The sequence below is a fragment of the Faecalicoccus sp. genome (assembly GCF_036552745.1).
GTDB lineage: Bacteria > Bacillota_I > Bacilli_A > Erysipelotrichales > Erysipelotrichaceae > Faecalicoccus.
The window spans coordinates 1-11,612 of record NZ_JAXKBY010000162.1 but is presented as its reverse complement, the minus strand read 5'-3'; the positions used below and the strand labels follow the sequence as shown (position 1 = coordinate 11,612).

General features: G+C 37.8%; 10 protein-coding genes and 1 pseudogene. 3 read left to right on the top strand and 8 right to left on the bottom strand.

The annotated features are described in order from the left end of the window. Together U0M88_RS07785 and U0M88_RS07780 are read left to right on the top strand one after the other, a co-directional pair. Positions 1-797: pseudogene (locus U0M88_RS07785) on the top strand (glutamate synthase subunit alpha); the annotation flags it as partial. 9 nt (positions 798-806) lie between these two features. After that, the gene (locus U0M88_RS07780; RefSeq protein WP_331869454.1) at positions 807-2,261 is read left to right on the top strand and encodes a glutamate synthase subunit beta; all 1,455 of its coding nucleotides are present in this window, start codon (positions 807-809) and stop codon (positions 2,259-2,261) included. Positions 2,262-2,325: 64 nt separating this feature from the next. Here U0M88_RS07780 and U0M88_RS07775 read toward each other — a convergent pair whose 3' ends face one another. The 8 genes from U0M88_RS07775 to U0M88_RS07740 all read right to left on the bottom strand — a co-directional run bounded on the left by U0M88_RS07775 (position 2,326) and on the right by U0M88_RS07740 (position 11,074). Further along, on the bottom strand, positions 2,326-3,108 hold the full coding sequence (locus tag U0M88_RS07775; RefSeq protein WP_195222860.1) for a FadR/GntR family transcriptional regulator: 783 nt from the start codon (positions 3,106-3,108) through the stop codon (positions 2,326-2,328). A 99-nt stretch (positions 3,109-3,207) separates the two neighbouring features. Beyond that, positions 3,208-4,413, bottom strand: coding sequence for a mandelate racemase/muconate lactonizing enzyme family protein (locus U0M88_RS07770; RefSeq protein ID WP_272000728.1), 1,206 nt, complete (start codon positions 4,411-4,413; stop codon positions 3,208-3,210). Positions 4,414-4,426: 13 nt separating this feature from the next. Beyond that, positions 4,427-5,821, bottom strand: a complete 1,395-nt coding sequence (locus U0M88_RS07765) for an APC family permease (protein ID WP_195222857.1) — start codon at positions 5,819-5,821, stop codon at positions 4,427-4,429. A 210-nt stretch (positions 5,822-6,031) separates the two neighbouring features. Continuing rightward, the gene (locus U0M88_RS07760; protein WP_331869453.1) at positions 6,032-6,604 is read right to left on the bottom strand and encodes a YfcE family phosphodiesterase; all 573 of its coding nucleotides are present in this window, start codon (positions 6,602-6,604) and stop codon (positions 6,032-6,034) included. Then, the gene (locus U0M88_RS07755; protein WP_331869452.1) at positions 6,558-7,124 is read right to left on the bottom strand and encodes an NAD(P)H-dependent oxidoreductase; all 567 of its coding nucleotides are present in this window, start codon (positions 7,122-7,124) and stop codon (positions 6,558-6,560) included. Before U0M88_RS07755 ends, U0M88_RS07760 begins: the two co-directional genes overlap by 47 nt. Then, the gene (locus U0M88_RS07750) at positions 7,117-7,719 is read right to left on the bottom strand and encodes a sugar O-acetyltransferase (protein WP_331869451.1); all 603 of its coding nucleotides are present in this window, start codon (positions 7,717-7,719) and stop codon (positions 7,117-7,119) included. Before U0M88_RS07750 ends, U0M88_RS07755 begins: the two co-directional genes overlap by 8 nt. 47 nt (positions 7,720-7,766) lie before the next feature. After that, positions 7,767-10,394, bottom strand: coding sequence for a pyruvate, phosphate dikinase (ppdK, locus tag U0M88_RS07745; protein ID WP_331869450.1), 2,628 nt, complete (start codon positions 10,392-10,394; stop codon positions 7,767-7,769). A 230-nt stretch (positions 10,395-10,624) separates the two neighbouring features. Continuing rightward, positions 10,625-11,074 carry a Spx/MgsR family RNA polymerase-binding regulatory protein gene (locus tag U0M88_RS07740; RefSeq protein WP_022788917.1) on the bottom strand — a complete coding sequence of 150 codons (450 nt, stop codon included), beginning with the start codon at positions 11,072-11,074 and terminating at the stop codon, positions 10,625-10,627. A 108-nt stretch (positions 11,075-11,182) separates the two neighbouring features. Between U0M88_RS07740 and trpS the strand changes: the two genes are divergently transcribed. After that, positions 11,183-11,612, top strand: a 430-nt coding sequence (trpS, locus tag U0M88_RS07735) for a tryptophan--tRNA ligase (RefSeq protein WP_331869449.1), incomplete at its 3' end; no start/stop codon positions are given.

Below are 11,612 nucleotides of genomic sequence, written 5' to 3'. Positions count from 1 at the left end.
GTCATACGATTAATGTGAATCTATCCAGCACGGATCGAAGCTTCGGTACTTTATTCGGTTCTTTGATCACCAAACAATTTGGCGATACCTTACCGGAAGATACCTTTGTCGTACTTGGAAAAGGTGGTGCCGGTCAATCCCTGGGTGCCTTCATTCCAAAAGGATTGATGTTAAAGATTACCGGTGATGCCAACGATTATTTTGGTAAAGGATTATCCGGTGGAAAGCTTGTGATTGCACCTGATCCTACATCCTCTTTTAAAGCCGAAGAAAATGTCATTATCGGAAATGTCGCCCTATATGGCGCAACCAGTGGCAAAGCCTTCATTCGCGGAAAAGCCGGTGAACGCTTCTGTGTACGAAATTCAGGCGCGACTGCCGTTGTCGAAGGTTGTGGCGATCACGGTCTGGAATATATGACAGGCGGTTATGCCGTGGTTTTAGGAAAGACCGGAAAAAACTTTGCCGCCGGTATGTCTGGTGGTGTAGCCTACGTTCTGGATGTTGATCATGCTTTATATAAAAACGTGAATAAAGAACTTGTTTCTATCGAAGAGATCATCAGTAAATCCGATAAAGAAAAACTGTATGAAATCTTGCAGGAGCATTATAAAGAAACAAATTCAGAAGTGGCACGACACATTTTGAATCATTTTGACGATGAACTACAGCACTTTAAAAAGATCATTCCAAACGACTATAAAAAGATGTTGAAATCCATCAAAGATTTACAGGACAAAGGGTATCATCAAGAAGAAGCAGAATTAAAAGCCTTTACCATGGCTTTTCGAAAGTAGGAGGTCAACATGGGAAAACCAACAGGATTCTTAGAATATGAACGTAAAAATAATGTTGCACTTAGTGCATTACAACGCATTCAAAACTTTTTGGAATTCCATGAAGACATGGATATAGCAGAAAGACAAAAACAAGGAGCTCGCTGTATGAATTGCGGTGTTCCCTTCTGTCAGGCAAGCATTGAATTAAAAGGTATGACAACCGGCTGTCCTTTACACAATTTGATTCCGGAATGGAATGATGAAATTTATAAAGGACATATGCAGCAGGCACTATCCAGATTGTTGAAAACAAATCCCTTTCCGGAATTTACCGGACGTGTCTGCCCTGCCCTTTGCGAAAAGTCATGTTTGAATGGTGTTGACAGTGATCCTGTCACCATCAAAGAAAACGAATACTTCACTATTGAAGAAGGCTTTAAAAATCATTGGATGAAAGCACAGAAACCAGAAGTCAGAACAAATAAAAAAATCGCCGTCATCGGCTCCGGCCCTGCCGGACTCAGTGTTGCGTATGCCCTAAACCAAAGAGGACATCAAGTAACTGTCTTTGAGAAGGAAGATTCCCCCGGAGGATTATTGATGTATGGCATTCCCAACATGAAATTGGAAAAAGAAATCATTCAAAGACGAATCCAACTCTTAGAAGAAGAAGGTATTCAGTTTCAATGTAATGTCAATGTAGGAATAGAAATTTCAAAAGAAGAACTGACAAAAGAATACGATGCGATTGCCATGTGCATCGGCTCTAAAAAGCCAAGAGATCTTGTCTTTGAAAATCGAGATACTAAAGGCATTTACTTTGCGGTCGATTATCTAACCAATGTCACAAAACATCTTATCAAAGGTTCAAAAACAGAAAGTGCCAAAGGAAAACACGTTGTAATTGTAGGTGGTGGTGATACTGGAAACGATTGTGTGGGAACCAGCATTCGTCAGGGCTGTAAATCCGTCACACAGATTGAAATGATGCCTGAGCCACCCAAAGATCGACTAGCATCCAACCCATGGCCAGAATGGCCTAAAATCTTAAAAACGGATTATGGACAACAAGAGGCCATTGCGGTATTTGGAAAAGATCCAAGACTTTATGAAAGAACGATCAAAGAAATTGAAGTGAAAAACGATAAGATAAAATCTGTCACTTTAACCAAAGTTCAATTCACCAATGGGAAAATGGAATTTGTCAAAGGATCAGAACAAAAAATCCCATGTGATTTATTGTTGATTGCCGCTGGTTTTATCGGTGTAGAAGACGATGTAAAAAAGGCATTTGCCCTCGATATGTCACCAAGAAATACTTTTGTGACGAAACCTAATTCTTATCAGACCAAAGAAACAAAGATCTTTGCGGCCGGTGATGCGCATAGAGGACAATCCTTAGTCGTATGGGCCATTCATGAAGGATTGGAATGCGCAAAGGAAATCGATACCTATTTAATGGGATATACTAATTTGGAGTAATTAAAAAGGAGTTACTTTTTAAAAGTTTAACTCCTTTTTTATGATTTTGATCACTCGCTTCGCATTAGTCAAAATCATCTAATCCCAATACGGGAATGATTCCCAACATTTTACCGATTAAATCATCAGCCATCTTTTCATCATGTTTTTTGATACACTCATAGATTTGATGGTGTAATTCTTCATTTCCCAGTGGAGGTAACCCATTTTTCTTTCGACGAATACTTCTCTCATAAAATAATTTCATGATATTTTGTCGAACCAACTCTTGAGTCATATAATAAACATCTTTAAACAACCTGTTTTTACTGATTTTTATAATTTGATAGTGAAAATTAAAATCGGCATCTACCGCTACTTCTAATAACTGTTTTAAGCCCGGATCGTTGTCTTTCTTATAGAATACTTCCTGAAACTGATTCGTACATAATTCATATTGTAAAAGTGCTTTCTTTAATGCATCTATATCATCTTCCGTAGCATGTTTTACAGCTCGAATAAAACACTCTTTTTCTAAGAGATAGCGCAATTCCGTTACATCTTCATACTGATCAGCATATAAATCTGTTAATTGACTTAATACAGGTTTTAATGAAAATTCCTTAACATATGTTCCATCACCAACTCTAGTTTCAGTTAGACCTAATGTATTCAGTTTTTGAATTGCTAGTCTTACACTTAATCTATTGACTCCAAACAAATTAGCTAGTTCTGTTTCTGATGGAATTTTATCATTTGGTTTCCACTCATTCGTTAATATCGAATGCTTCATCACATCACTGATTTGTTCAACAACTGAGGTTCTCGTAATTTTTATGCCTTGCTTAGGATGTTTTTCCAATCGCATCGAATCCCTCCCATCTGATATTTCCTTTATTATACATCAGATTTATATAGTTTAAAAAGGCTTGGTCTCAATCAAACCAAACCTTTAAAATTTACTAGATTACTTTACTTCAACATGCACAGAGTGCTCCATCGCCCAATCACTCATCTCTTGTCCAATACCCGGTAATTCTGGAATTTCATAATATCCGTCTTTTGGAGCATAATAATATTTACCGAACTTTTTAAAAATGGAAAGAAGATTTGCATTATGTTCTTCATGAATGACAAAATTAGGAATGGCAGCTTCTACTTGTAGGGCAGCAGCCGTTGCGATCGGTCCTCCGCAAACATGAATTTGTACACCCATATCATAGACGTGAGCCATGTCACAAATTTTCTTAGTTTCTGTAATACCACCCGTATTGCACAAATCAGGTTGAATAACACTTAGGCTTCGATCTTCAAAAAATGGTCTAAATCCCCAACGAGTATAAACTCTTTCTCCTGTTGCTAATGGTAAAGTACAATTTTTTTGAATAAACTTAAATAAATCTGGGTTTTCTGGAGATGTTGGTTCTTCATAATACATGATATGATATGGCTCCAGAGCTTTTCCTAGTTCACTAGCCGTATTAGCGTCTAACAATGAGTGAATTTCAATAATGATATCCATATCATCACCACCGGCTTCTCTAGCTGCTGCAATGCGTTCAACACTTCTCTGAAGATCCATATTTCTATAACATCCGCGAATTTGATTGCCTTGAGTGCTGAACACTTCCTGCATTTCTTTTTTATCGGTAGGTGCAAACACAGGGTCAATTTTTACGGCAGTATAACCTTCGCTCAAAGCATCTTTTACCGCATCAAAATAATCTTGCGGATCATATAATAACGTCAATGCATCTTTCTCTTCAATGATCTTTCTCCAACCAAATTGAAGTTGTGAAGCGTATGCACGAAGTTTTTTATTTGTTTTTCCACCTAAAAGTTTATAAACAGGAACACCTAATTTTTTTCCTTTGATATCCCAACATGCCGTATCAATCGCAGCCATGGCGCTTGTCACTACAACGCCACCTCCCATACCCCAGAATGTATGACGGTGTAAATGATTCCAAATTTCCTCCGTATTGAATGGATCCATGCCTATAATCAATTCTGCGAAATCCTTACATTGACCAAATGCAGCATTAGAACAGTTACCATACGATAAACCAGCTTCACCAAATCCGCTGATCCCTTCATCCGTATTCACTTTAATCGTCACAAAACCACCAAGATTATAATCTTGCATATAAACATCTACACTTGTAATTTTCATAATAGCCTTCTTCCTATTCTGTCCAAACAGACGTGTGTATTTCAATATTTCCATATTTTGCTCTATAGAGCCCAATCATAGCCATAATTATTAAAGCTGCTACATTGATTATTGCCAATACAGGAGTCATTGATAATGTTGATTTCCAAAATACAAATAAGTTTCCCAATAAACTTAAAATACAGATTGCCTTATACATTCCATCTCCAACATGCAATCGACTCTTTTTCCATTGTTCTGGAAATTCTTTTGGTAAGTTCCAAAAAGCTATAAAATTCAAAAATGCGAAAAATGATGTAAACAATTGAATCATATTCGTAATAACACTAATCGATAAGTTAAATGCAATTGGAATTACTCCTAAAATGTACATAAAAGTTAAGATATAGACACGAGCTCCATGTTTGTTCTTTTTTCCAAATACTTCCGGAAGCCATCCATCATCACAGGATTGACCTATATTAATAGCGTTATATGCAAAGCTACTATTTAACGTGGAAAGTAAAGCCATAATAGGTCCCCCAATAATAAATACATGGAACAGAATACTTGGAAATATTTTTTGTGCAGCAAATACTAAAGTCGTAGATTCTCCGTATTCGGCAACACTTAAAACTCCGGTTCCCGCAATCGCCACACCAACATATAAAAGAATCAAAGTTGGGACAGATAACAGTAGAGCGAAAGGTATATCACGTTTTGCATCTTTACTATCTCTACCATATGCGATTGTCATCGAATAACCAGTACAAGAATATACAAACAATAACATAGCTCCTAAAAATCCTCCGGAGACTTGTCCATTCGTAAATTCTATTCCCCAACCATGAATCAAAAAATTAGGATCAGTAAAGTCAAATACTGGCAATTTTAAGTTAAAGCATCCTATTATTGCGAATAATGCCAAAGCACCAATCAAAAACCATGTCATAAATTTCTGTGCTTTTGCCATCACATCAATCCCCATCATGTTTACAACGTAGAAAAAAGTTAATAAACCAATTCCCACAAATGTTTTCACAATAGGAGTACCCAAAGCAGGAATAATATCTCCTAAATAATGAGCGGCTGATACACCAAATAATGATAACGATACACATTGTGTCAAGTTACAGAAAGCAAAGATTCCTCCCGGTTTAGCTCCTGCCAAGCGACAAATCATGGAATAATTTCCACCTCCAAGTCGTAATGTACTTGACACAAAAACAAAAGGTAAAATCATAATCAAACCTAAAAGAATTGCGGCAAGATATGCCAACCATGCAGAGTAACCTGTCATCTTGATTGCAGGTACAATTAAGGTAATTACACCTGCTCCAATAACTTGACCAATTGCTAATGCGTAAAGCTCTGCTCGACCAAGATTCCCCGGTTTTGGAGGGGATTCATTAATCATTTTAATAGCCATATGATCTCCTTGTTGAATTATCGTTGAGGAAAAGGGCCCTATATTATCTCAACTGCCCAGTAAATAAACGAAAATCGAATCACTTGTTCGCTAGGTAATCAAATAATATCATATATACCTTATAAGTCAAGTATGTTATATAAGTTTTTTTGAAATACAGATAACTTTAGAACAAATAAAAAGTATCGTCTGTATAATAGACAATACTTTTTAAAGTCCTCTATATTTTCTTAGTATGCGTTTAAACTCTTCCAACTGTGCTAATCCTTCTAATAAAATTGTATCCGGACATATCGAATCATCATCCGAGCGATAGAATGTAATTTGTATATCATTGAATAAGTTGATAATGGCATATGTACCATAAGCATAAGAACCACGATTAACCATCAGACTTCCCGGATTCACAAAAGTAGTTCCATCGATTTTCTTGATTGTCGGTACATGAGTATGTCCATGAAAACAAAGCGTACAGTTATTTTCCTTACATAAAGCTAATAACTCTTCATATCCATCATAAATATGATAGAAATGTCCATGTGTAACACAGATTTTTTTATAGATCACATACGGAGGATACGCTTCTTCATCATGATTACCCCGAACCGCAATATCAAATTGCTTCATTACCTTATCATTTTTAGGAAGCGCAGAATCCCCACAATGAATCATCAAATCTACCATGCCCTTATATTTTTTCACAATACGAGGTAAATGATCCAAAAAGCGATGACTGTCACTGACCAACAAGATCTTCATTTGTGAATCTCCGATCGATTTCATCCATTGCATCTTGAAGAATTTGTTGAGGATCTTCTACCACATCCAGATTTTGTGCACAAATCAGTTCTACATCCTCAGTTTTAAAAAAATAAGAGAAAACACCTTGGATATATTCAAACCCAAACGGTTTATAAACACGTCCTCCAGAAGTTGTTACATAATATACTTTCTTACAACGACAACAGTTTTGACAATTTCCTTCCTGGTCATAATAAAATGTAATTCCCTGGCAACAGATCATCTCAATATAGATTTTTAAAAGAGAAGGGAATGAAAGATCATAATAGGGAGCGGCAATCACAATAGTATCTGCTTCAGAAAATTGTTTGGCATATTGAGTAAGATATGTTCCGTTTTCTCGTTGTTGTAAAGCATTTTGATCCAAAGGATGAAGATTCGTTTCCTTTTGTAGGTTGATTTCTTCTATATCCCCCTGCAAGTGACTCAGTAAATATCTAGCCAGAGCATCCGTTCTTGAATTCTTTGAAATGGTGCTGTTAATATATAAAATCTTATTCATTTTGGTACTCCTCATATTTTTTCATCCAATATTCATGATCTTTTTCATCAATGGATCGTAACACACGACAAGGATTACCTGCCGCAATCACATCACTTGGTATATCTTTTGTGACAACACTACCGGAACCAATGATGCTGTTTTTCCCAATTGTGACGCCTGGATTAATAATTACATTGCCGGCAATCCATACGCCATCTTCAATCACTACGCTAGAAGCATATTCCAAATCCATTTTTCGAATGGCAGGATCAATGGGATGCGAAACTGTATAAATGGAAACTCTGGGGCCAATCAGCACATCATCTCCAATGATGACTTCCGCTTCATCTAAAATCACGATACCAGTATTTCCCTGAAAGTGTTTTCCAATTGAAATATTGATTCCATGATCACAATAAAATGGCGGCACCAAAGAAATGTCATCATACGATTTTTTAAACTTCTTACATAATTCTTCCAACGGCTTTCTATCTTCCCAGTAAGCACTGTCATTAAATGCTTTCAAGTAAGGACGAAGCTCTCTCCATGTCGGTTTTTCCAATCGAAATGGATTGTATAGCTTTCCTTGTTTCATCTTTTCTGTTTCCTGCATACAATGTCCTTTCTTGAGTAAAAAAGAGGTCAGAAGACCTCTTTGTGCTATTTCTGCTTAATCGCTGCCTGAGCGGCTGCCAGACGAGCAATTGGTACACGATATGGTGAACAAGATACAGAGCTCAATCCCAATTTATTGGCAAATTCAATACTGGATGGATCTCCACCATGTTCTCCACAGATACCTAATTTAATATCCGGACGTGTCTGACGACCTAAAGTCACAGCCATCTCAATCAATTTTCCGACACCTTTCTGGTCTAAACGAGCAAATGGATCGTTTTCATAAATTTTGGCATCATAGTATTCAGGTAAGAATTTACCGGCATCATCACGTGAGAAGCCAAAAGTCAACTGTGTTAAGTCGTTTGTACCAAAGGAGAAGAATTCAGCTTCCTGTGCCAATTCATCAGCCAACAGGGCAGCTCGAGGCACTTCGATCATCGTTCCGACATGATATGTCAATTCTACACCAGCTTCGGCAATGATCTGATCGGCTGTTTCCGTTACCATTTTCTTTACATACTGTAATTCTTTTAAATCACCAATTAACGGAAGCATGATTTCCGGTTCAATATTCCAGTCCGGATGTGCTTTATTCACATTGATGGCAGCTTTAATAACAGCAGCTGTCTGCATATGCGCAATACCTGGATTGGAAACGTCCAGACGACTTCCACGATGTCCCATCATCGGGTTTACTTCATGCAATCCAGAAATTACCTGTGCTAATTCATCGTAAGAGATGTTCATTTCTTTGGCAAGCTCTTTGATATCTTCTGGATCGGTTGGAACAAATTCATGCAAAGGTGGATCCAAGTAACGAATTGTCACCGGTCTTCCTTCCATAGCTTCATAAATACCTTCAAAGTCTTTTTGCTGCATCGGTTCCAGTTTATTTAAAGCAGCCTGCATCTGCTCTTCAGTCTTGGCAACGATCATTTCACGAATAGCCTTGATCTTATCGCCTTCAAAGAACATATGTTCGGTACGAACCAAACCAATACCTTCAGCACCAAATTCAACAGCCTGATGTGCATCTCTTGGGGTATCCGCATTAGTACGAATCTTTAATGTACGAGCCTTGTCTGCCCAGCTCATGAAACGCTCAAAGTTACCACTGATTTCAGCTGGTACCGTTTCAATTTTTTCTCCATATACATTACCGGTAGATCCATCGATTGAAATCCAGTCACCACGATTATAGCGTTTTCCACCTACAACGAAGTAACCTTCTTCTTCATGCATTTCAATATCACCGGCACCACTGACACAACAAGCTCCCATACCACGAGCCACAACAGCCGCATGACTTGTCATACCACCACGTACTGTCAGGATACCTTCTGAAACTGCCATACCTTCAATATCTTCCGGGCTTGTTTCCAAGCGTACTAAGATAACTTTCTTTCCGGAATCTGCTTCTTCTTTTGCCTCATCTGCTGTAAAAACGATCAGTCCGGAACCAGCACCAGGACTGGCCGGCAAAGCACTTGTAATGGCCGTAGCCTTTTTCAAAGCTGCAGGATCAAACATTGGATGAAGTAATGCATCTAACTGCTGTGGTTCTACCATCAATAAAGCTTCTTCTTCATTGATCAAGCCTTCATCCACCATATCACAGGCAATTTTTAAAGCCGATTGTGCTGTTCGTTTACCATTACGAGTCTGCAACATAAACAATTTACCACCTTCAATAGTAAATTCCATATCCTGCATATTCTTATAATGATGTTCCAGTTTTGAACAAATATCAACAAACTGTTCATAAGCTCTAGGACTTACTTCCTTTAATTGATCGATAGACTGTGGTGTACGCACACCGGCTACTACATCTTCACCCTGTGCATTCATCAAGAATTCACCAAACAGCTTATTTTCTCCGGTAGCGGGACTTCTAGTAAAGGCAACACCGGTTCCACAATCCTCACCCATGTTACCAAAAACCATCATCTGTACGTTAACCGCAGTTCCCCAGGAGCTGGGAATATCGTTCATACGACGATAGTAAATAGCACGCTCATTATTCCAAGATTTAAATACCGCTTCAATCGCTTCCATCATCTGTGTTTTAGGATCTGTTGGGAAGCTTTCATGTAATTCAGCCTGATAGAATTCTTTAAAACGCTCTACCAGAGTCATCATGTCTTCTGCCGTTAGTTCTAAGTCGTCCTTGATGCCTCTTTGAGCTTTTACTTCATCAATAATTTCTTCAAAACGTTTTTTGCTCAATCCTTTTACAACATCGGCAAACATTTGAATAAAACGACGGTAAGAGTCATAGGCAAAACGAGGGTTCTGTGACTTATCCGCAATTGTTTTAGCCACGACATCGTTAATACCCAGATTCAAAATTGTATCCATCATACCAGGCATACTGGCTCTGGCTCCGGAACGAACCGATACTAACAAAGGATTTTGTGCATCCCCGAATTTTTTACCTGTTTCTTCTTCCAGTTTTCCCAGATACTCCATGATCTGTGCCTGGATTTCTTCATTGATCGTTTCACCATCTTCATAATATTTGTTACAAGCTTCGGTAGTGATGGTAAAACCGTTAGGGACAGGCATTCCCAATTTGCTCATCTCCGCAAGATTGGCACCTTTTCCTCCAAGAAGTTCACGCATATTCGCATCACCTTCCTGAAAAAGGTACACATACTTTTTTGTCATTCAATAATCCTCCTTATGCGTCAAATTTGTAAACGTTTTCAACGTCACTATTATAGCACATTTTCTTTCAAAGAATAGAAAAATGTCATCAATATATGATCTAAGACAAAGTAAAGAATATACTTTCTTTATAGAGTTTCAGCTTTCTTCTTGCTCTAATTTCTACATTCCATACAAAAAGGCAGTCAAACTGCCTTTGTCTATAATATTCTTTATAACTGTACCTGTCTTTATAACTGTACCTGTGCTGGCTGTTCTGCACGTACTCCACCGCAGATTTCATAATTAGGACAACTTGGGTTACAAGACTCTTCAATAACAGGCCGAAGTTCTGCCGGCATCATTGTTGTAATCTCATCATCATCGTAGCCCACAACCAAACTTTTCTTCGATAACATGATCGGTCTTTTTAAGATGGATGGATTCTTTTGAATCAACGTTACCAATTCTTTCATCGAATAATCATCAATTCCCTTTTTCAAAGATTGAAATGCCTTTGAACGAACAGAAATGATATCTTCGGTTCCATTTTCACATCGAGATAATATGTATTTGATTTCATTTTCATCGAGCAGTGTCGTAAAAATATTTTTTTCCTTAAATTCGATTTGGTTGTCCTTGAGCCACTGCTTCGCTTTACGGCAGCTTGCACAGCCAGGAGATGTATATATAATAACCATAAATATGCCTCCTTTTCACGTAATCCTATTATAGCACTATGAAATCAAAATACCATTGGTTTTTGTGACAAATTGCGGTAAAATAAGAAAATAATCGGAGGGATGAAAATGGAGCGAATGTTAAGCGGTATCAAACCGACAGGAAGATTGACTTTAGGCAATTATATTGGAGCCATTTCTCAATTTGTAAAATATCAGGATGAATACGAATTATATATTTTTATTGCGAATCAACATGCGATCACGGTACCCATCGAAGCCAAAGAGCTAAGACAAAATACAAAGGATTTGGTAGCCTTGTATCTGGCCAGCGGTTTAGATCCAGAAAAGGTAACGATTTTTCTACAAAGCGATGTTTCCGCGCACGCAAAACTTGGATGGGTCATGACTTGTATGAGCTATATGGGCGAATTACAGCGAATGACACAATATAAAGATAAAACGACTAAAGGAGAAACAGGCATCACTGCCGGCTTATTTACCTATCCAAGCTTGATGGCTGCCGACATCTTATTATACGATGCCAAATATGTACCGG